Annotated in this window: 23 protein-coding genes; 20 read left to right on the top strand and 3 right to left on the bottom strand. The window is 64.5% G+C overall.

Annotated features, from left to right (window positions below):
- Nucleotides 1–132: 132 nt before the first annotated feature.
- From fliI to ABIG06_RS04965, 3 genes are read right to left on the bottom strand one after another with little or no spacing between them, the layout of a single operon-like run.
- Entirely contained in the window at nucleotides 133–1,458 is a 1,326-nt protein-coding gene (gene fliI, locus ABIG06_RS04975) for a flagellar protein export ATPase FliI (RefSeq protein WP_124162971.1), read from the bottom strand.
- A 36-nt stretch (nucleotides 1,459–1,494) separates the two neighbouring features.
- Nucleotides 1,495–2,223 (bottom strand): flagellar basal-body rod protein FlgF, encoded by a 729-nt coding sequence (gene flgF / locus ABIG06_RS04970; RefSeq protein WP_035670156.1) that lies wholly within the window; start codon nucleotides 2,221–2,223, stop codon nucleotides 1,495–1,497.
- 3 nt (nucleotides 2,224–2,226) lie between these two features.
- A complete protein-coding gene (locus ABIG06_RS04965; protein WP_124162970.1) occupies nucleotides 2,227–3,015 on the bottom strand; it encodes a DUF1217 domain-containing protein in 789 nt (262 codons plus the stop codon).
- A gap of 142 nt (nucleotides 3,016–3,157) precedes the next feature.
- Here ABIG06_RS04965 and motA point away from each other — a divergent pair, with 142 nt between their 5' ends.
- The 20 genes from motA to ABIG06_RS04865 all read left to right on the top strand — a co-directional run bounded on the left by motA (nucleotide 3,158) and on the right by ABIG06_RS04865 (nucleotide 19,280).
- Complete coding sequence (gene motA / locus ABIG06_RS04960) at nucleotides 3,158–4,054, top strand: flagellar motor stator protein MotA (RefSeq protein ID WP_027572805.1); 897 nt, start codon at nucleotides 3,158–3,160, stop codon at nucleotides 4,052–4,054.
- Complete coding sequence (locus tag ABIG06_RS04955; protein WP_124162969.1) at nucleotides 4,051–4,992, top strand: flagellar motor switch protein FliM; 942 nt, start codon at nucleotides 4,051–4,053, stop codon at nucleotides 4,990–4,992. Before motA ends, ABIG06_RS04955 begins: the two co-directional genes overlap by 4 nt.
- Complete coding sequence (locus ABIG06_RS04950; RefSeq protein WP_124162968.1) at nucleotides 4,973–5,287, top strand: hypothetical protein; 315 nt, start codon at nucleotides 4,973–4,975, stop codon at nucleotides 5,285–5,287. The genes ABIG06_RS04955 and ABIG06_RS04950 overlap by 20 nt, the downstream gene beginning before the upstream one ends.
- Nucleotides 5,288–5,363: 76 nt before the next feature.
- Entirely contained in the window at nucleotides 5,364–5,738 is a 375-nt protein-coding gene (fliN, locus tag ABIG06_RS04945; RefSeq protein WP_061877142.1) for a flagellar motor switch protein FliN, read from the top strand.
- A gap of 2 nt (nucleotides 5,739–5,740) precedes the next feature.
- Nucleotides 5,741–6,781, top strand: a complete 1,041-nt coding sequence (locus tag ABIG06_RS04940; protein WP_124162967.1) for a flagellar motor switch protein FliG — start codon at nucleotides 5,741–5,743, stop codon at nucleotides 6,779–6,781.
- Nucleotides 6,782–6,794: 13 nt separating this feature from the next.
- Nucleotides 6,795–7,880 (top strand): flagellar biosynthesis protein FlhB, encoded by a 1,086-nt coding sequence (flhB, locus tag ABIG06_RS04935; protein WP_124162966.1) that lies wholly within the window; start codon nucleotides 6,795–6,797, stop codon nucleotides 7,878–7,880.
- Nucleotides 7,881–7,945: 65 nt separating this feature from the next.
- The gene (gene flgB / locus ABIG06_RS04930; protein ID WP_370134681.1) at nucleotides 7,946–8,347 is read left to right on the top strand and encodes a flagellar basal body rod protein FlgB; all 402 of its coding nucleotides are present in this window, start codon (nucleotides 7,946–7,948) and stop codon (nucleotides 8,345–8,347) included.
- 11 nt (nucleotides 8,348–8,358) lie between these two features.
- The gene (gene flgC / locus ABIG06_RS04925; protein ID WP_124162964.1) at nucleotides 8,359–8,775 is read left to right on the top strand and encodes a flagellar basal body rod protein FlgC; all 417 of its coding nucleotides are present in this window, start codon (nucleotides 8,359–8,361) and stop codon (nucleotides 8,773–8,775) included.
- 2 nt (nucleotides 8,776–8,777) lie between these two features.
- Nucleotides 8,778–9,107 (top strand): flagellar hook-basal body complex protein FliE, encoded by a 330-nt coding sequence (locus ABIG06_RS04920; RefSeq protein WP_124162963.1) that lies wholly within the window; start codon nucleotides 8,778–8,780, stop codon nucleotides 9,105–9,107.
- A 17-nt stretch (nucleotides 9,108–9,124) separates the two neighbouring features.
- A complete protein-coding gene (flgG, locus tag ABIG06_RS04915) occupies nucleotides 9,125–9,913 on the top strand; it encodes a flagellar basal-body rod protein FlgG (RefSeq protein WP_124162962.1) in 789 nt (262 codons plus the stop codon).
- 13 nt (nucleotides 9,914–9,926) lie between these two features.
- Nucleotides 9,927–10,403 (top strand): flagellar basal body P-ring formation chaperone FlgA, encoded by a 477-nt coding sequence (flgA, locus tag ABIG06_RS04910; protein ID WP_199752199.1) that lies wholly within the window; start codon nucleotides 9,927–9,929, stop codon nucleotides 10,401–10,403.
- A complete protein-coding gene (gene flgI / locus ABIG06_RS04905; protein WP_124162960.1) occupies nucleotides 10,400–11,530 on the top strand; it encodes a flagellar basal body P-ring protein FlgI in 1,131 nt (376 codons plus the stop codon). Before flgA ends, flgI begins: the two co-directional genes overlap by 4 nt.
- A gap of 67 nt (nucleotides 11,531–11,597) precedes the next feature.
- Nucleotides 11,598–12,362, top strand: a complete 765-nt coding sequence (locus ABIG06_RS04900) for a MotE family protein (protein WP_370134676.1) — start codon at nucleotides 11,598–11,600, stop codon at nucleotides 12,360–12,362.
- Entirely contained in the window at nucleotides 12,363–13,070 is a 708-nt protein-coding gene (gene flgH, locus ABIG06_RS04895) for a flagellar basal body L-ring protein FlgH (RefSeq protein WP_124162958.1), read from the top strand.
- A gap of 39 nt (nucleotides 13,071–13,109) precedes the next feature.
- Entirely contained in the window at nucleotides 13,110–13,553 is a 444-nt protein-coding gene (locus tag ABIG06_RS04890) for a flagellar basal body-associated FliL family protein (RefSeq protein WP_370140790.1), read from the top strand.
- Nucleotides 13,550–14,290, top strand: a complete 741-nt coding sequence (fliP, locus tag ABIG06_RS04885) for a flagellar type III secretion system pore protein FliP (protein WP_035715624.1) — start codon at nucleotides 13,550–13,552, stop codon at nucleotides 14,288–14,290. Before ABIG06_RS04890 ends, fliP begins: the two co-directional genes overlap by 4 nt.
- Before the next feature lie 266 nt (nucleotides 14,291–14,556).
- Nucleotides 14,557–15,465, top strand: a complete 909-nt coding sequence (locus tag ABIG06_RS04880; protein WP_124162957.1) for a flagellin — start codon at nucleotides 14,557–14,559, stop codon at nucleotides 15,463–15,465.
- A 275-nt stretch (nucleotides 15,466–15,740) separates the two neighbouring features.
- Nucleotides 15,741–16,655 (top strand): flagellin, encoded by a 915-nt coding sequence (locus tag ABIG06_RS04875; protein ID WP_370134673.1) that lies wholly within the window; start codon nucleotides 15,741–15,743, stop codon nucleotides 16,653–16,655.
- A gap of 307 nt (nucleotides 16,656–16,962) precedes the next feature.
- Nucleotides 16,963–18,588, top strand: a complete 1,626-nt coding sequence (gene fliF / locus ABIG06_RS04870; protein ID WP_370134671.1) for a flagellar basal-body MS-ring/collar protein FliF — start codon at nucleotides 16,963–16,965, stop codon at nucleotides 18,586–18,588.
- Nucleotides 18,585–19,280, top strand: a complete 696-nt coding sequence (locus ABIG06_RS04865; protein ID WP_370134669.1) for a hypothetical protein — start codon at nucleotides 18,585–18,587, stop codon at nucleotides 19,278–19,280. The genes fliF and ABIG06_RS04865 overlap by 4 nt, the downstream gene beginning before the upstream one ends.
- The last annotated feature ends 6 nt before the right edge of the window (nucleotides 19,281–19,286 follow it).

Here is a 19,286-nt window from a genome sequence, read left to right as displayed (position 1 = left end):
ATGACGCAAATCGGTGATCAATCCGGGCACGCATGCGTCGGAAGCGTAACGCCATGCGCAATCTCCTGTCGAAAACCACGAGCAGGATGAGCGGCAGGCCCGTCTCATACGCCGCCTCGCCCTCTCCATCCGCTAGTTGCCCTTGAGCATGTCCCGGAGCTCGCGGAATGGATCGGCGCTCGGCGGAGCCGAAGCGCCTTGCCGCATCGCGTCGTAGATTCTCGGAACCATGTCGACCGCCTGGTCGAGCCCCGAATCACGTCCCGACTGATATCCGCCCATCAGGCGAAGGTCGCGCGTGTCCTCATATTTCGCGATCATGGCGCGCAGCTTGCTCACCAGTTCGCGCTCCTCGGGGTCCCAGACGTTATGGGCGAGGCGTGAGACCGACGCCAGGACGTCGACGGCCGGATAGCGCGCCTGGTCGGCAATGTGCCTGGAGAGCACGATGTGCCCATCAAGTGTGCTGCGGATGGTGTCCGCGATCGGCTCGTTGTGATCATCGCCGTCGACCAGCACGGAGAAGATCCCGGTGATCGTGCCGGTTCCCTCCTCGCCTGGACCGGCGCGCTCCAGGAGACGCGGCAAATCGGTGAAGACCGTCGGCGCGTAGCCGCGCGCGACCGCGGGCTCACCGGCGGCGAGCGCGACCTCGCGAGCGGCATGGGCGAAACGGGTGATCGAATCGACCATGAGCAGGACCGACTCGCCCCGATCGCGGAAATATTCGGCGACCGCCATGGCCGTCCTCGGCGCCAGCCGCCGCATCATCGGGCTCTCGTCTCCCGTCGACACGATGGTGACTGCGCGGTGACGGTCGGTGCCCAGCACGTCCTCGATGAATTCGCGCACCTCGCGGCCGCGCTCGCCGACCAGGGCCAGCACCACGGTGTCGAAACCCTGGCTGCGGGCGAGCATCGCAAGCAGCGTCGATTTGCCGACGCCGGATCCGGCAAAAATGCCGACGCGCTGGCCGGCGCAGATCGGCGCGAACAGGTCGATGACGCGCACGCCGGTGCGCAGCGGCTTGTGCACGCGTGCGCGCTTCATCGCCGACGGCGCCTCCGCTTCCGCGGAGACCGCCTGGGATCCCTGGGTGAGGGGGCCCTGTCCGTCCAGCGGCGCGCCGAGAGCGTTGATGACGCGGCCTTTCCAGCTCGGATCGGGCGCGAAGGACAGAGGCGGCATCCGGTAGGCGACCGAGCCGAGCCCGCCGGCGAACTGCCGGTCGAATGGCTTGGCAACGATGCCGTCGCTGTCGATCCGCACCACCTCGCCGATCTGGCGCTTGCCGGCCGAATTGACGCCGATGAGCTCGCCGAGCCTGACGAAGCGCGACAGGCCCGAGACGCGGAAATGCGTCGGCGCGATCTCGGAGATCGCGCCGCTGACGCTTGCCAGGGGAGTGCTCTGCTGAAGCTCCAGCAGCGCCCACTCGAGTTGCCGAAGAGCGTTCAAGGAAGCCGTCCAATCTCAACGCGCGCGAGGCGCAGTCTACTTGCCGGGTTCGCCGAGTGTGCGGATCGCGTTCTGAAGCGAGCTCTCGGTGCCCTCGATCATCGAATTGGTGCCGTCGAAGGCGCGCGAGGCCGAGATCAGTCGCGTCAGTTCGAGCATCGGATTGGCGCCGGAGCCCTCGACATAACCCTGCTTGAAGCCGTCCCGGGAGAAATCGGCGATGGCGGTCGCAGGCCGGTCGGGCGTCACGCCGGAATTGCCGTAGCGTTCGAGATTGGCATCGGCCGGAATGTTGAACAGGCCGATGGTGCCGATCTCGTTGTTGTCCTGGGTGATAGCGCCGCTGCGCGCGATCGAGATCGGTCCGCCGTTCGGATCGAGCGTGATCTGCGCGCCGCCGGAATCGACGACGGGGAAGCCGCTCACGGTCTGAAGATCGCCATTGGGAGCGATCTGGAGGCGGCCGTCGCGCGTGTAGACCGTGCCGTTCGGACCGGCGAAGGCGATCCAGCCCTGTCCGACCACGGCGACGTCGAGCGGGTTGCCGCTCTCGGTGATGCTGCCCATCTCGCGGGAGATGATGTTGTCGCCGGGCGAGGAGAACGCCACCGGGGTCGGGCCCGCCTTGGACAGCACGGTCTCGAACTTCACCACGTCGGTGCGGAACGCCGCCGTGTTGACGTTGGCGACGTTGTTGGCGATCGTCTGGAGGCGCTTTTCGAGGGCGACCTGCGCCGACAATCCCACATAGAGGGCCGATTGCATGGCTTACCTGTTGAACTTGATGTTCTGAAGCGTCGTGAGCATGTTGGTATCCATGCTGATCGACGTCGACGCGCCGGCGATCAGAACCAGTGCGGGGTTGGTCGAGGCGTCGCTCTGGGCCTGGGTCGCATCCCACATCGCCGCGAAACGCTGTACGAATTTTGTGACCTTGGCCGGGTCCTGGAAATCGGCGAGATCGATCTTGTCCGTGATCATCTTGGCCTGGGCGTCGATGTCGGCCGAGCTGATCGTCGACGACCAGCCCATTGCAGTCTGCACCACCTGCGTCAGTGCCTTGTCGGCGAGGATCTGGTAGCCGGTCGTGATCGTGGAAGCCTTGCGGGTGAAGTACAGCGCCAGTCGCAGGCCTTCGTTCTGATCGCCGGCCTTCTCTTCCATGGTCTGCGTGACGTATTGGGTCGCGGTGCCGGTCGTGGCCGCGGCGGCCTGGGTTGCCTTGTCGCCGAGGGCGGCGAAATTGAAGGCGGCGGCAAATTGCCGGTAGCGGGTGTCGGTCAGCTTGTTCGCGAAGGCGTCCTTGCTCGCAACGCCCTCGGTCAGCACCTTGCGCATGAACGCCTTGGCGTAGGTCATGTCGCTGAGGCCGTAGGCCTTCATCGCGTAGGAATAGAGACGATAGTCCTTCAGGAAATCGTCGATGGTCTTCACGTTGCCGATATGGCTGAGGAAGTAATCCGTCTCGCGGCTGACATCCGGCTGCTTCGCGACCTGCGTCAGCGACTTGCCCATGTCGTTGGTCAGTCTGGTGTAGTCCGCAATGGTGGATAGCATGACACGCGCCCCTCTGGCCGCTGTTGCGGCACCGCTGCAAGCTGCCGCCGGTTGCTTGCGCGAGGCTGGCGACGAAGAAGCCAGCCTCGCGCAAGCGTGGCCGACTAGATATTCCCGATGGCATCGGTGATGGAGCGGCGCGTTGGGCAGTTTCGTGGGGATTTTCATCACGGTAGCGGCGCTGCTCGGCGGCTTTGCCGCCATGGGCGGGCACCTGGCCGTGCTCATGCAGCCGTGGGAATTCGTCATCATCATAGGCACCGCGGTCGGCACCTTCATCCTGGCCAATCCGTGGAAGACGGTCGTCGACAGCGGGGTCGCCTGCATGCAGGCCATCACCAACGCGGTGCCGGGACAGCGCTATTACCTCGACCTGCTCGGGGCGCTGCACGCCCTGATGCGTGAGCTGCGGGGCAAGGGCCGCAACGAGGTGGAGGCGCATATCGACGATCCCTCGTCGTCAGAGATCTTCAAGGCATTCCCCAGCGTGCTCGGCGACCCCTCGCTGCTCCAGTTCATCTGCGACTATGTCCGTCTCATCATCATGGGCAACGCGCGCACGCACGAGATCGAAGCGCTGATGGACGAGGAGATCCACACCATCGTGAAGGGCAAGCTGGCACCTTATCATGCGCTGGTGACGGTGTCGGAAGCGATGCCGGCGCTCGGCATCGTCGCCGCGGTGCTCGGCGTCATCAAGGCGATGGGCGCGCTGGATCAGTCGCCGAAGCTGCTGGGCGGCTTCATCGGCGCCGCTCTCGTCGGCACCTTCGCCGGCATCTTCCTGTCCTACGGCATCATTTCGCCCTTTGCGATCAAGATCAAGATGACGCGCGAGAAGAAGTGCCGGCCTTACATCATCGTCAAGCAGACGCTGCTGGCGTTCATGAACGGCGCCATGCCGCAGATCGCGGTCGAGCACGGCCGCAAGATGATCTCCAGCAGCGAGCGTCCCTCGATCGACGTCGTCGAGAACGAGACCATCGCAGGTCCCAAGGCCGTCGTTGCCGATGCCGAACCCAAGGCGGCGCGCGCATGATGATGGAAGACGCCGAAGTCGATCAGCGCAAGCAGCTGCCGAACTACCTGCTGGACGCCGCCGGCATATCGATCGATCGCATGCCGATGCTCAATGTGATCTTCGATCGCATGGCGGCATCGTGCACCGACAGCCTCCAGCCGATGGCTGGAACACCCTGCTATTTCTCGGTCAACGGCATCACCAACGACCGCGTCGGCGACATCATCAAGGACTACGAGGCCAACGCCGTCGCGGCGGTGCTCTATGCCGAGCAGTGGGACTCCCGCATCATCATCATGCTCGACCGTGACTTCGTGTTCACCATGGTCGAGGCGATGTTCGGCTCCGACGGCGCCGAGCCGCCGCTCGACGTCGAGCGCTCTTTCTCGAATATCGAGCTTCGCCTGGTGCAGGCGCTGTTCGAACGGTTTGCCAAGGCGCTGCAATCCGCCTTCGCCGGCACTTCGAACGTGACCTTTCGCGTGGAGCGGGTCGAGACGGCGATGGCTTCGCTCGCGATCGGGCGGAGTGGCAACATGTCGATCTGCGCGAACATCATGCTGCAGGCCCTCTACCGCGGCGGCCAGATGTTCCTCATCATTCCGCACTCCGCGCTTAATCCGCTCCGGCAGAAGCTTGCTCATGTCGTCGTCAGCGACGGTCGCGCCGCCGACCCGCGCTGGCGCGAGCAGATGGAGAGCGAGGTCCACCGGACCGAGGTCACGCTCAGTGCGGTGCTCGACGAGAAGATGGTGTCCCTCGGTGACGTCGTGAAGTTCCAGGTCGGGCAGGTGCTCGAGCTCGAGGCCACGCCGCGCACGCTGGCCCGTCTCGAAAGCAACAATCAGGTGCTGTTCTGGTGTCAGATCGGCCAGCTTGATGGCTATTACGCCATGCAGGTGGCAGATCCCGTCGATCAGAAGCGGGAGTTCGTCGATGATATCCTATCTCGTTGATGTCGTGCTGCTGATTGCGCTCGCCTTCACCAGCATGCGGGTGACGCGGATGCACCGCGAGCTGGCGCGCTTGCGCAGCTATCAGGGCGAATTCTCGACCATCGTGCACGAGACGGCGGGCGCCTTCGACACGGTCATCACGGCAGCGCACGATTCCACCGCAAATCTCGGACGGCTCGCCAACGTGCTGAGCACGAAGATCGATCAGGCCCACGAGGCGATCGCGGCACTCGATGCCAGAAGCGGCCTCGCACCCGCCGCGACCGCAGGCGGCGCCGACCTGAACAAGCATTGAAGCCGAAGCCGGCAGAACGACTACGATCGGAACGTCACGGCGCTCCGGCAGCGGAAATACCAAGAGGCGATACCAGATGGCGCAATCCTTCGACTATGAGTCTGCACCCGCATCGGCAGAGGCCGAAACCTCTCCCCTGGAGCGGCTGGCGGAGATCGCCCAGCGCACGGCCGAGGAGACCGGCAAGTTCGCCAATATCGATGCCATCCTGCGGATTCCCGTCACCATGCAAGTGGTGCTCGGCTCGGCCACCATTCCGGTGGCGAACCTGATGAAGCTTGGCCGCGGCGCGGTGGTTCCGCTCGATCACCGGGTCGGAGAGCCCGTCGACGTCGTCGTCAACGGCCGCATCGTCGCCCGCGGCGAGGTGGTCGTCGTCGAAGAGGACAATTCCCGCTTCGGCGTTTCGCTCACGGAGATCGTTGGTCCGCTGGGGCAGGGTGATACCTGATCATGGCGGCACCGGTCGGCATCGCGCCAGCCAAGCAGCGAGGTGTTACCACGCTGGGCGGCACCGAAAAGGTAGCCGCGCTCCTGCTGGCGATGGGCCGGCAGGCGGCGGCGAGCGTGCTGCAGCAGTTCGAGCCGCAGGAAATACGCATCGTCACCAAGGCGGCGGCGGAGCTGCGGCCGATCACCGCGCAGGAGCTCGAGGGCATCGTCGAGGAGTTCGCCCAGCAGTTCTCGATGGGCGCGAACATCCTCGGCACTCTCGGTGGCCTGGAAGCCGTGCTCGGCGACGTGCTTCCGGCCGACCAGGTCTCGCAGATCATGTCGGATCTGCTCGGCAATTCGAGCCGGTCGGTGTGGGACCGCGTCTCGTCGGTGTCCGAAAACTCGCTCGCGAGCTATCTGTCCAAGGAGCATCCGCAGACGGCGGCGCTGATCCTGTCCAAGGTCAAGCCGGCCTGCGCCGCCAAGGTCATGAGCCAGTTGCCCTCGAGCCTGCGCAACGAACTGATGCGGCGCGTTCTGAGCCTCAAGCCGATCGTCGACGAGGCCATGCGCATCATCGAGAAGACGTTGCACGAGGACCTGACGTTGAACTTCGCCCGCAACCTCGGCGCCGACACCTACGCCCGCGTCGCCGACATCATCAACAAGATGGAACGTGGCCATATCGAGGACATGCTGAAGAGCCTGTCGGAGAAGCGGCCGAAGTCGGCCGAAGTGCTGAAGGAGCTGCTGTTCACCTTCGACGACGTGGTCAATTTGACGCCGAAGGCGCGTACCATGATCTTCGACCAGGTGCCGACTGACCGCATCGTCGTCGCGCTGAAGGGCACCGACAAGCATTTCCGCGAGTTGATCCTGTCCTCGGTCGCCTCGCGCGTCCGCCGCGTCGTCGAGCACGAGCTCGCCATCGGCGAGCCGTCGAACCAGCGCGACGTGCTGGAGGCGCGGCGCGTGATCACCGATCTGGCGCTCGAGCTGGCGGAGAAGGGCGAAATCGAGCTCAACCCCGAGCAGGAGGATGAGCTGGTCTTCCGCTGACCGCTGAACGGGCATGGCAGAAACATCCGATCAGGAGAGCAAGACAGAAGAGCCGACCGAGAAGAAAGTCCGCGATGCGCTCGAACAGGGCAAGATTCCGGTCTCTCGCGAGGCGTCCATTTTCGCCTCGATGGCCGCGCTGATGGTGATCCAGGCGTTCCTGATCGGCCACGGCGTGCAGCAATTGACGCCGACGCTGAAGAGCCTGCTCGACGATCCCGAGGGCTTCCCGCTCAGCACCGGCGCTGACGCGCAGAACCTGCTCTCCGTTGTCGGCCTGCAGGCCGTGCGGTTCCTGCTGCCGCTGGTGGTGGTCCTGGTGGTGTTCGGGCTTGCCGCTTCGCTGTTGCAAAACGCACCGCGCCTTGTGCTCCAGCGCATCAAGCCGGACCTGTCGCGAATCTCTCCGGTCAGTGGCTGGAGCCGATTGTTCGGGACGCAGGGCCTGATCGAGTTCGCCAAGTCGCTGTTCAAGCTTGCCGCGGTGACCGCCGTCGTCGCCTTCGTGCTGCGCGCGTCCGAAGCGAGGGCTTTCGAGGCGATGTACACCGATCCGGTCGCGCTGCCGGAGATGATCCTCAACATCGCGATGCGGATCGTCTCGGCGATCTGCATCGCGACCATCGTCCTGGTCGCGATCGATCTCGCCTGGGCGCGCTTCCACTGGCGACGCGAGCTGCGCATGACCAAGCAGGAGATCAAGGACGAGCACAAGCAGGCCGAGGGCGATCCGCTGATCAAGGCGCGCCTGCGCTCGCTGGCGCGCGACCGCTCGCGGCAACGGATGATCGCCTCCGCCGCGCGCGCCACGCTTGTGATCGCGAACCCGACGCACTTCGCGATCGCGCTGCGCTACAAGCGCGAGGAAAATCCCGCGCCGCTCGTGGTGGCCAAGGGCATGGACGTGATCGCGCTGAAGATCCGCGAGGTTGCGGAGCAGAACAGGATTCCCGTCATCGAGAACAAGGCGCTGGCGCGCGCACTCTACGAGGCGGTTCAGGTCGATCAGGTGATCCCGGCTGAGTTCTTCCGCCCCGTCGCCGAGATCATCTACTTCCTCCAGTCGAAGCAGGCGCCGCGGACCGAGAAGGTCCAGTAGATTTCCGAGGACGACGTCCGGCCCAACAGCTTGACGAAAGCTTAACGCCCTAGGCTCCTCTCCGAATGGACCGGAATGGAGCTGTCGTGGGACCGCTTTATCTCTTCGAACTCGCATCGTCGCAGGCGCGCTATCTCGAGCTCCGCCAGTCGACCATCGCCACCAACGTTGCCAACGCCAACACGCCGGGCTTCAGGGCGCGAGACGTCGAGCCTTTCAACAAGGTGCTCGACGGCATGCCGGTGAGGCTCGCCACGACGTCGCCGTCGCACATGCAATTGTCCGCGGCCGAGACCGACACGCGTGCGACCGCGAAGAAGGATAGCTGGGAAGTGGTTCACTCCGGAAACTCCGTCAGCCTCGAGCAGGAAATGATCAAGGGCAGCGACGTCAATCGCGACTATTCGATGAACTCGGCGATCGTGCGGTCGTTTCACCGCATGGTCTTGTCGAGCGCAAAGGCCTGAGGTGAACTGACATGCTGGACTCACTGAGCGCCTCCCTGACGGTCGCGAGTTCCGGGCTCGAAGCGCAGTCGACGCGCATGCGCATCGTCTCGGAGAATCTCGCCAACGCGACCTCGACGGGACGCACAGCCGGCGCTGATCCCTATCAGCGCAAGACCATCACCTTCGATGCAGCGATGGACCGGGCCGCGGGTGCGCAGCTCGCGAAAGTCAAGGAGATCGGCGTCGACACCACGCCTTACCGCGTCGAATACGATCCCGGACATCCTGCCGCCGACAAAGCCGGCTACGTCAAGCTGCCGAACGTCAACATGATGATCGAGATGGCGGACATGCGGGAAGTCAACCGGTCCTATGAAGCCAATCTCCAGGTCGTGAAACAGGTGAGGTCGATGCTTGGCATGACAATGGACCTCTTGAGGAGCTGACGATGCTTGAGGCGATTTCATCCACGGCGATCTCCGCAGGACAGGCCGCGAGCCGCGCCACCGAGACGCAGGCCATCTCGCCTGCGTCGACTGCGGCGGTCCAGACCACTGACGACGTCGGCTTCGACTCGGTGATGAAACAGGTAACGACCGACGCGATCGGAACGCTGAAGGCGGGCGAGGCGGCGTCGATCTCGGCGATGCAGGGCAAAGAGTCGACGCGACGCGTCGTCGAGGCGCTGATGTCAGCCGAGCAGGCGCTGCAGACGGCGGTCGCGGTGCGCGACAAGGTCGTGCAGGCCTACCAGGAAGTCGTTCGGATGTCGATTTGATCTGAGGAGTGACCTAAGTGAAATCGCTCGCCATTGCGGCCACGGGCATGAACGCCCAGCAGACCAACATCGAAGTCATCGCGAACAACATCGCCAATATCAATTCGACCTCCTACAAGCGGGCGCGCGCGGAATTCACCGATCTGTTCTACCAGATGGACCGCATGCAGGGCGTGGCGAACGTCAACGGTTCCTCGCCGATCCCCGAAGGCGCCAATCTAGGCCTAGGCGTCAAATCGGCGGCCATCCGCAAGCTGCACATTCAGGGCGCGTTGACGCAGACCGGAAATCCGTACGATCTCGCCATCAACGGCCGCGGCTGGTTCCAGGTGCTCGGTCCCAACAACGAGGTGCAATACACCCGTGCGGGCTCATTCAACGTCAATGCCAACGCTCAGCTCGTCACGATCGACGGTTATCTGCTCGATCCCGCGATCACCATTCCGCAGGGGACGGTGGAGGTCACTGTCAACCAGACCGGCCAGGTGTTTGCCAAGCTCGACACGGAAGTGAACCCGAGGCAGATCGGCCAGCTCAACCTCGCCAATTTCGCCAACGAAGCGGGCCTCGAGCCACTCGGCAGCAATCTCTACAAGGAGACCACGGCGTCGGGCACGCCCGTCGTCGGACTGCCGGGCGATGCCGGCTACGGCAAGATCAACCAGAAATGGCTCGAAGCCTCGAACGTCGACCCGGTCAAGGAAATCACCGAGTTGATCTCGGCCCAGCGCGCCTACGAAATGAATGCCAAGGTCATCCAGGCCTCGGATGAGATGGCCCAGACGGTCTCTAAGGGCATGCGCTAGTTCCGGTGTCGCGATGTTGAACAGGGTGGGCCTGATCATGCGCGGGTTGGCCGCCGTGCTGCTGGTTCTCGTCGTGGCGCGCGGCGCTGCGGCCGAGGAGAAGCGGCTTCCCGTGCCGGCCGTCTCGATTCGAGCCGGTGAGCTGATCCGGGAGGAGATGATCACCGAACGCGCCTTCGCGCCGAGCCTGCTCGGTGTCGCCATGTTCATCGAGGGCCGTCAGGTCCTGGTCGGCCGCATGGCGAGGCGCGCTCTGCTTCCGGGCCAGCCCATTCCGACCAATGCGGTGGAGGACCCCTGGACCGTCGCTCGCGGCGCCACGGTCAAGGTCGTGGTCGAAGACAGCGGCCTGTCCATCGTCACCTACGGTTCGGCGATGCAGTCGGGTGCGGCCGGCGCGCTCATCCCGGTACGCAATACGGATACCGGGGTTATCATCAGGGGAGTCGTCCAGCCGGACGGCACCGTCAGGGTCGTGGACGGGTCATGACCAGACTCCTGCTTGCGCTCGTCCTGCTCATGTCGGTCGCCAGCGCCCAGGCCGCCGTCCGCATCAAGGACATCGCGGATATCAAGGGTTTGCGCGAGAACCAGATCGTCGGTTACGGCCTCGTCATCGGCCTGAACGGCACCGGCGACACGCTTCGCAACGCGCCGTTCACGGAACAGTCCCTGCAATCGATGCTCGAGAACATGGGCATCAATGTCAGGAACGAGACCACGAGCACCAACAACCCCCCGCGTCCGACGACGCTGCGCACGCGCAACGTCGCGGCGGTGATGGTGACTGCGGACCTGCCGCCATCGATCGGGCCCGGCGAGCGCATGGACGTCACCGTGTCGTCGCTCGGCGATGCGACGTCGCTGCTCGGCGGCACGCTGGTCATGACGTCGCTGCGCGCCGCGGACGGCGCCGTCTATGCGGTGGCGCAGGGTGCGATCACGGTCGCCGGCTACAGCGTCGGAGGCCAGGCGCAGAACGTCAGCCAGGGCACGCCGACCGCCGGGCGTATCCCGAACGGTGCGCTGGTCGAGCGCGAGGTGCAGGGAAGCCTCCACGAGATGGAGTTCCTTGTGCTGGAGCTGAAGAACCCCGACTTCGTCACTGCAACGCGCATTCTCGACGCCATCAACCGTTACGCCGGCGGACGCTATCGCGCGCAGATCGCCTTCGAGCGCGACTACCGCACCATCGTGCTGTCGAAGCCGCGCCACATCGGCCCTGTCCGCTTCCTGGCCGAGATCGGCGAACTGACGGTCGAACCGGATACGCCGGCGCGGGTCGTGATCAACGAGCGCACCGGCACGGTCGTGATCGGACGCGACGTGCGGATATCGACCGTTGCCGTGACTCACGGCAATCTGACGGTTCGTGTCACGGAAATGCCGGTCGTGTCGCAGCCGGCGCCGTTCTCGCGAGGGCAGACGGTGGTCGTCCCGCAGACCGTGGTCGAAGCCAACGAGGCGGGAGCGCAGGTGGCAATCCTGAGTGGGGTCGATCTCCAGCGCCTGGTGCGCGGGCTGAACCAGATCGGCCTGAAGCCATCGGGGATCATCGCGATCCTCCAGGCAATCAAGACGGCAGGTGCGCTCCAGGCCGACGTCATCGTGCAATGATGCATAAGCGTCGTGCAAGCTTGGTCGCTCAATGCTCAAGTCTCGACCGAGAATCGCACGCGGCCCGATGCTGAAGCTGGATCACAAAGCCAAACTCCTCCTGCTGGCCGCGGCCTCGATGCTCGCGAGCGCACCGCCCGTGCTGGCGCTGGACGAGGCCAGGGCGTCGAAGCCGCTCAACCTGCTCTCCTTCGCGCGCGCGCGTGCGGCTGGACCGCAGAAGCCGCAGCCGCCGGCCGCCCCAAATTCCGGCGAGAGTGCTCCGATCCGGGCGGCGGCATGGGCGGCCGAAGAGTCGGGACCCGCGGTCACCGGGGCGATGCCGGCTTCCGAGGTCCCCACACCCGCGCCCGCACCGCTGCGTCCGGCCAAGCCCGGCAGCGTCACGGCGCCGCCGAAGCCTGCGCCGCCGCAGGCTGCCCCGGCCCCGGACAACGAAATCGCCCTGTTCTGCAGCAACGTCGCCGATCCCGCCGTCGACGCAAGGCTGGCCTGGCAGCTCAAGGAGCTGGAGAAGGCCGAGAGCCTGCTGCGCGAGCGCATTGCCGAAGTCGAGGCCAAGCGCGCCGAATACGAGAAGTGGATGGCGCTGCGCGACGACTTCCTGAAGAAGGCCGAAGCGAGCGTGGTCGAGATCTATTCGCGCATGAAGCCCGAAGCTGCGGCGACCCAGATCGCCGGCATGACCGACGAGACTGCTGCCGCCGTGCTCGCCAAGCTCAGCCCGAGGAACTCGAGCGCCATCTTCAACGAGATGGACACGGCGCGCGCGGCACATCTCGCCGACCTGCTCGGCGGCATGCGTCGCGTGGACGACGGAAAGAGCAAATAAATGAACAAGCCGATCCTCATCCTCTCGCTCCTGGCCGCGTCCGTGCTCCTGGCCGGATGCTACCATGATCCGGCCGAAGTCCTGACCGGTCCGCAGATGTCCCCTGTCGGCAGCGGCCTGCGGATGCAGGCTGATCCGATCCCGGTGACACCGCGCATGCGCACGCCCGTCAGCTACCGCTCGACCTGGGACGACGGCACCGATCTCTACCGCGATCCCCGCGCCCGCCGTACCGGCGACGTCGTGACGGTGATTATCTCGATGCAGGACAAGGCCAAGCTCGACAACAAGACCGGCCGCTCGCGCGATTCGCAGGTCAAGTTCGGGCTCGACTGGCTGATGGACATCGCAGGCTGGAGCGACACTGGCCAGGCCAACGCCAATCTCAGCACCAATACCCAGATCAAGGGCAACGGCCAGATCGATCGCACCGAGGACATCAAGCTGTCGATCGCGGCCATCGTCACCGACGTGCTGCCGAACGGCAACATGATGATCAGCGGCTCGCAGGAATTTCGCGTCAACACGGAGATGCGCGTGCTCAACGTCGGCGGCATCGTACGTCCGCGCGATATCTCGCGAACCAACACGATCTCCTACGAAAAGATCGCCGAGGCGCGCGTGTCCTATGGCGGGCGCGGAAATCTGTCGGACGTGCAGCAGCCTGGATGGGGACACCGGATCTATGATGCCGTGGCACCATTCTGAGGCTTGCGGTCCGGTCGCGCCGCCATGGCAGGGGACGTTATGCGCCTGATTGCCGCCATCGTCGTGCTGACCTTGATCGCGATCGGCGCGGGCGCTCTTGCCGGCCTGCATCTGATCGCGACCGCCGAGCGCGTTGCCGATGCGAAGAAGAGCGCCACGCCGCCGCCGATCGCCTCGAGCTACGCCGGCAGCGCGCGGCTCAGGAAACTCTCACCGATCGTGACCAATCTCGCCGCGCCGGCCAACAACTGGGCGCGCATCGAGGCCTCCATGGTGACCGACAGCATGAGCGACGAGGATGCCGGCATTCTGGCCGCCCACATCAGCGAGGACATCGTGACCTATCTGCGGTCGGCGACGGTCGCGCAGTTCGAGGGATCGCGCGGGCTCCAGCATCTGCGCGAAGACCTGACCGAGCGCGCCAACATCCGATCGTCGGGCAAGGTTCGCGAATTGATCATCGAGACGCTGGTGATCCAGTGAGAGTGAGAGTCCTGCTGCTCGCGCTGGTTCTGGTCGTGCTGCCCGAAGCGGCATTGGCCCAGATTCCGGACCTGAATTCCCTGTTGCCGCCGGGAAACGGCTCGACCAGCGGCCGCATCATCCAGCTGATGGCGCTGATCACGGTGCTGTCGGTGGCGCCGGGGCTGCTCATCATGGTGACGAGCTTCACGCGATTTGCGGTGGCGTTGTCGTTCCTGCGCGCCGGTCTCGGCCTCCAGACCACGCCTGCCAACCTCGTGCTGATCAGTCTCGCGTTGTTCATGACCTTCTACGTCATGGCGCCGACCTTCGACAGGGCCTGGGAGACCGGCGTCCAGCCGCTGATGAAGAACGAGATCTCGGAAGAGGAAGCGTATCTGAAGATCACCGACCCGTTCCGGGAGTTCATGCTGGCCCATGTCCGCGACAAGGATCTCCAGACCTTCGAAGCGCTCGCCGCGGAGAGCTTCCGCAAAAAGTTCGACGACAAGCGCATCGACTTGCGCGTCATCATTCCGGCCTTCATGATCTCGGAGCTCAGGCGCTCGTTCGAGATCGGATTCCTCATCATTCTGCCGTTCCTGGTGATCGACATGATCGTGGCGACGCTGACCATGTCGATGGGCATGATGATGATGCCGCCGACGATCCTGGCGCTGCCGTTCAAGATGCTGTTCTTCGTGCTGATCGACGGCTGGAACCTGCTGGCCTCCGGATTGGTACGCTCGTTCTCGTAGCCACCGCGATCGCCGACCTGCTGGTTATGGTTAAGCGAAACGTGCCGGTTATGGTTAGCGTCGAGTAATGTTAACCATATGATTTTACTGCGGAATTTGGTCGAGCCTTAATCTGGAAGCAAGATTCGGCGTGCTAGCAATGCGGCACGGCGGGTTGGACCCCACCCCACATCAGTCCAAAGGCATGATGCCGTCCCTCCGTACCGGTGAAAGTCCGGTATGTCCCCTCGTGAAAATGTATCGCGTACAAAAAAGGGACATTCGCAATGTCAAGCCTGCTTACGAACTCGACTGCCATGACCGCACTCCAGACCCTGCGGTCTGTGGGTTCGCAACTCTCCACCACGCAGAACCGGATCTCCACCGGTCAGCGCGTGGCCACCGCTTCGGACAACGCCGCCTATTGGTCGATTGCCACCTCGATGCGCTCCGACAATGCCGCGTTGTCCGCGGTTTCCGACTCGCTCGGTCTGTCGGCCGCGACCGTCGACACCGAATATACCGCTCTGACCACGGTCATCGGTGACAAGGACTCCGGTCTGACCAAGCTCCAGTCGCTGCTGGTCCAAGCCAAGACCGCAGGTATCGACCGCACCAAGATCCAGGCGGACGTCACCCAGATCCAGCAACAGATGAAGAGCACGGCCAATGCCGCGACCTTCAACGGCATCAACTGGCTGAGCACGACGACCGGCACCACACCGACGAGCTTCAGCCTCGTGTCGTCGTATTCTCGCGTCGGCGGCACGCCCACGATCGGCTCCATCACCGTGACGACCGCCAACTACACGCTCTATTCCAGCACGCAGACCGGCATTCTGGACACCGTGAGCGGCAGTGCGTCGGTCGACACGATCAACATCTCCGCGCTGACCGACTCGGCAGCTGACCAGACCACGCTCGATGGCTACATCGCGCAGGTCACGACCGCCATCAATTCGGTGGCCGCGTCCGCCGCCAATCTCGGTGCCGTCAAGAACCGTATCTCGACCAACACGGAGTTCGTAAAGTCGCTGATGGACTCGGTTGATCGCGGTGTCGGCCAGCTCGTCGATGCGGACATGAATGCGGAATCCACCCGCCTGGCCGCCCTTCAGGTCCAGCAGCAGCTCGGCGTTCAGGCGCTTTCGATCGCCAACAACAGCAGCCAGAGCATCCTGTCGCTGTTCCGCTAAGATCCAGGTCATCGGAGGAGGGCCGCGCTTCTCGCGAAGCGCGGCCCTTTCGTTTGGCGTGACGCCATGCGCACGCCGTCATTTCGGCTCTCTGTTGCAGCTTGAGCACAGAGCCACAAGCCCCGCACAAGCTTCGCGCGCTAACCTCGCCGTTACGACAGATTGGGCCTTGAACCCGCGTTTGCGGGGGCCCAAAGGCATGACGCCGCTCTGTCGTACCGGTGCAAGTCCGGTATGTCCCCCAAGTTCGATTCAATCTTCAAAGGGACATCAAAATGGGTTCTAGCCTTCTCACCAACTCCTCCGCCATGACCGCGCTCCAGACCCTGCGGTCTGTCAGCGCGCAACTCGCCACCACCCAGAACCGGATTTCCACCGGCCAGCGCGTGGCCACCGCTTCGGATAACGCCGCCTACTGGTCGATCGCGACGTCGATGCGCTCCGACAACGCCGCGCTGTCCGCCGTCTCCGACTCGCTCGGTCTGTCGGCCGCGACCGTCGACACCGAATATACCGCTCTGACCTCGGTGATCGGCGACAAGGAATCCGGCCTGACCAAGCTCCAGGCGCTGCTGGTCGAAGCCAAGACCGCGGGTATCGACCGCACCAAGATTCAGGCGGACATCACCCAGATCCAGCAGGACATGAAGCTCAAGGCCAATTCGGCCACCTTCAACGGGATCAACTGGCTGAGCACGACGACCGGTACCACCCCGACGAGCTTCAACCTCGTATCGTCGTATTCGCGTGTCGGCGGCACGCCCACCATCGGCTCCATCACGGTGACGACCGCCAACTACACGCTCTACTCCACCACGCAGACCGGCATTCTGGACACGGTGAGCGGCAGCGCGTCCGTCAACACGATCAACATCTCCGCGCTGACCGACTCGGCGGCCGACCAGACCACGCTCGATGGTTACATCGCGCAGGTCACCGCTGCGATCAACTCGGTGAGCTCGGCTGCTGCCGATCTCGGTGCGGTCAAGAACCGCATCTCGACCAACTCGGAGTTCGTGAAGACCCTGATGGACTCCGTGGACCGCGGTGTCGGCCAGCTCGTCGACGCCGACATGAACGCGGAATCGACCCGCCTCCAGGCTCTGCAGACCCAGCAGCAGCTGGGCGTTCAGGCGCTCTCGATCGCCAACCAGAACAGCCAGAGCATCCTGTCGCTGTTCCGCGGCTAAGCGGCGCTTTCGAAACGACCGTGCTCCCTCAGGGAGCACGGTTCCCCGCCATGATCGGCGGATGCGGCGGCACGGGACGTGCCGGCAATCGACCTTCCGACGCCAGTCTTCATGCAGTCCGCCGCGGCCGATAGCGCTGCCATGCGTCCGAGCGTTTCGCTTGTGGCTGCCAAGCTGATTGCGTCGTCGAGGCTTCCTGCAAAATTGCAACGCCTCGCCCGCGAACTGACACATTCGTGGCCTCGCGCAACCTTCAGACAAGGTTGGCAGCTGAGTGTCCTCACCATTCGCATTGGTACGAGGTCATATGCTCAGTCGTGCGCAGGTACAGCAACTGCTCAACAATCTGCTGGAGCTTGGGCCGCGACGCCTGATGGCCTTGGGACTGATCGGCTTTTCCGTTCTCGTCACCGTCGTCGGCGGTACCTATTATCTCAGCCGGCCCGAGTTCGAAACGCTCTATACCGGCCTCACCCGCGAGGACGTGACGCGGATAGGCGCGGCGCTGCGCGAGCAGAACATCACTTTCGACGTCAATTCCGCTGGCGATGCGGTCTCGGTGCGCCCGAGCCAGACCATGCAGGCGCGGATGCTGCTTGCGGAGAAGGGGCTGCCGACCAGCGCCAATTCCGGCTACGAGCTGTTCGACAAGATCGGCTCGCTCGGCCTGACCTCGTTCATGCAGGAGGTCACCAAGCTCCGGGCACTGGAGGGCGAGATTGCGCGCACGGTCCAACTGATGAAGGGCGTGAAGGCGGCGCGGGTGCATATCGTGCTGCCGGTGCGAGGCTCGTTCCGCGCGACGCAGCAGCCGCCATCGGCATCGGTCGTGCTGCGCACCGACGGCGCGATCGAGGCGCGCACGGCCCAGTCGATCCGTCATCTGGTCGCCGCCGCCATCCCCGGCATGAGCCGCGACAAGGTGACGGTGCTGGACGCCGACGGCTCGATGCTGCTCGCCGAAGAGGACGAGGCGAGCGCCGCGCCGACCAGGATGGCGAGCCTGCAGAAGACGGTCAGCGGCATGGTGCAGGAGAACATCCGCAAGGCGCTGACGCCGTATCTCGGCCTCGACAATTTCGAGGTGAGCGTTGCACCGCAGCTCTCCACCGACAAGCGGCAGATCAACGAGACGGTCTATGATCCCGAGAGCCGTGCCGAACGTTCGGTGCGGAACGTGCGCGAGAAGGAATCGTCGCAGAACGCCGACCGCTCGACGCCGACCACGGTGCAGCAGAATCTTCCCGACCAGCAGGTGAATGCCGGCGGCGGCAAGAACTCCAGCGAGGACAAGAGCCGCCGCGAGGACGTCACCAATTTCGAGGTCTCGTCCAAGACCACGACGACGGTGAGCGACGGCTATTCGGTCAAGAAGCTCTTCATCGCCGTCCTGGTCAACCGCGCGCGACTGGTCGCCGATCTCGGCGACAAGAGCAACCAGGCCATCATCGACAGCAAGCTCGCGGAGATCAGTCAGCTCGCGGCGACGGCGGGCGGACTGGACAAGGCGCGCGGCGACCAGATCCAGGTGACGGCCGTCGATTTCATCGAGGGCTCGCGTGAGCTGGCGCCGGTGCCTCCGATCAGCTTCGTCGAGATGATCAACAAGCAGCTCGGCAGCGTCATCAATGCCGTGACGATCCTGGCCGTTGCCTCGATGCTGGTCTGGTTCGGGCTTCGGCCCGCGGTCAACGGAATTCTGACCCATCGCGCGGAGCAGGAGCAGGCCGAGGCGGCTGAGGCCGCCCAACTCGAGGCTGCGGCGGCCCTTGCGTTGCCCGACAGCGAGGAGGCCGAGCTCAACCTCGTCGAAGATCTCGAAGGCAAGATGCAGCGAACGCCGCAGAAGCGGCTGGAGCAGATCGTCCGGCTCGATCAGATGCAGGCGGCAGCGATCCTTAAAGACTGGATGCGGCGTGAGGAGGCGGCATGAACGCGGCAATCGGAAAACTCCTGACGCAGTTCGACGCGAATGGCCGGGTCAAGTCGTCGCCGCCTCCGCCGCCGAAAATCCAGGACGTGCTGACCAGGACGAAGGAAACCCGGCGCGAGCCGCAGCCTCAAACGCAGCCTCAGACCCAGGCGCAGCCGCAGCTTCAGGCGCCGCCGCCTCCCGCGCCGGAAGCTCCGTCCGTCAATCTCCTGGACGATGCCTATCGGCGAGGTCATGCGGCCGGCGTCGCGGAGGGCGACGCCAGGTTGGCGGAGGAGCGCGTACGTAGCGCGATCCGGCTCGGCGAGGAGCGGGCCAAATGGTCCGACCAGCAGGCGCTCGCGATCGTCAGCGGCTTCGAGGCGGCTTGCCGCGAGATCGAGAGCAACATCGCAAGCTCCGTTGCGCGGATATTGCTGCCGTTCCTCACTGAGGCGGTGCGCGACAAGGCAATCGGGTCGCTGGTCGAGCAGGTTGCGGCGCTGACCGGCAGTTCACCGACCCCGGTGTTCAAGGTCACCGGCCCGAGCGAGCTGCTCGACCTCGTGAAGACGCAGCTCGAGGCTTCCCGGCGAACCGGCATCGAGTACGAGGCCGCCGACACCTTCGAGGTCCGCGTCGTGGCCGACCAGACCGTGATCGAGACACAGATCTCCGCCTGGAGTGAACGCCTCAAGGAAGCGCGCCGGTAGTCCGCC

Origin of the sequence: Bradyrhizobium sp. USDA 326 (assembly GCF_049739485.1) — a bacterium.
Taxonomy (GTDB): Bacteria; Pseudomonadota; Alphaproteobacteria; order Rhizobiales; family Xanthobacteraceae; genus Bradyrhizobium.
Note: the sequence above shows the minus strand (reverse complement) of the source record. Positions and strands in the feature narration are given on the sequence as shown.

Bases quoted from the DNA above. Each gene is read 5' to 3' on its own strand.
- flgA (WP_199752199.1), top strand. From the start codon at position 9,927: ATGTTGAACAGGGTGGGCCTGATCATGCGCGGGTTGGCCGCCGTGCTG.
- ABIG06_RS04955 (WP_124162969.1), top strand. From the start codon at position 4,051: ATGATGATGGAAGACGCCGAAGTCGATCAGCGCAAGCAGCTGCCGAAC.
- ABIG06_RS04875 (WP_370134673.1), top strand. From the start codon at position 15,741: ATGGGTTCTAGCCTTCTCACCAACTCCTCCGCCATGACCGCGCTCCAG.
- ABIG06_RS04900 (WP_370134676.1), top strand. From the start codon at position 11,598: ATGCTGAAGCTGGATCACAAAGCCAAACTCCTCCTGCTGGCCGCGGCC.
- ABIG06_RS04865 (WP_370134669.1), top strand. From the start codon at position 18,585: ATGAACGCGGCAATCGGAAAACTCCTGACGCAGTTCGACGCGAATGGC.
- flhB (WP_124162966.1), top strand. From the start codon at position 6,795: ATGGCAGAAACATCCGATCAGGAGAGCAAGACAGAAGAGCCGACCGAG.
- flgI (WP_124162960.1), top strand. From the start codon at position 10,400: ATGACCAGACTCCTGCTTGCGCTCGTCCTGCTCATGTCGGTCGCCAGC.
- ABIG06_RS04880 (WP_124162957.1), top strand. From the start codon at position 14,557: ATGTCAAGCCTGCTTACGAACTCGACTGCCATGACCGCACTCCAGACC.
- ABIG06_RS04940 (WP_124162967.1), top strand. From the start codon at position 5,741: ATGGCGGCACCGGTCGGCATCGCGCCAGCCAAGCAGCGAGGTGTTACC.
- flgF (WP_035670156.1), bottom strand. From the start codon at position 2,223: ATGCAATCGGCCCTCTATGTGGGATTGTCGGCGCAGGTCGCCCTCGAA.
- ABIG06_RS04950 (WP_124162968.1), top strand. From the start codon at position 4,973: ATGATATCCTATCTCGTTGATGTCGTGCTGCTGATTGCGCTCGCCTTC.
- ABIG06_RS04890 (WP_370140790.1), top strand. From the start codon at position 13,110: ATGCGCCTGATTGCCGCCATCGTCGTGCTGACCTTGATCGCGATCGGC.
- fliN (WP_061877142.1), top strand. From the start codon at position 5,364: ATGGCGCAATCCTTCGACTATGAGTCTGCACCCGCATCGGCAGAGGCC.
- flgB (WP_370134681.1), top strand. From the start codon at position 7,946: ATGGACCGGAATGGAGCTGTCGTGGGACCGCTTTATCTCTTCGAACTC.
- flgC (WP_124162964.1), top strand. From the start codon at position 8,359: ATGCTGGACTCACTGAGCGCCTCCCTGACGGTCGCGAGTTCCGGGCTC.
- ABIG06_RS04920 (WP_124162963.1), top strand. From the start codon at position 8,778: ATGCTTGAGGCGATTTCATCCACGGCGATCTCCGCAGGACAGGCCGCG.
- flgH (WP_124162958.1), top strand. From the start codon at position 12,363: ATGAACAAGCCGATCCTCATCCTCTCGCTCCTGGCCGCGTCCGTGCTC.
- ABIG06_RS04965 (WP_124162970.1), bottom strand. From the start codon at position 3,015: ATGCTATCCACCATTGCGGACTACACCAGACTGACCAACGACATGGGC.
- fliF (WP_370134671.1), top strand. From the start codon at position 16,963: ATGCTCAGTCGTGCGCAGGTACAGCAACTGCTCAACAATCTGCTGGAG.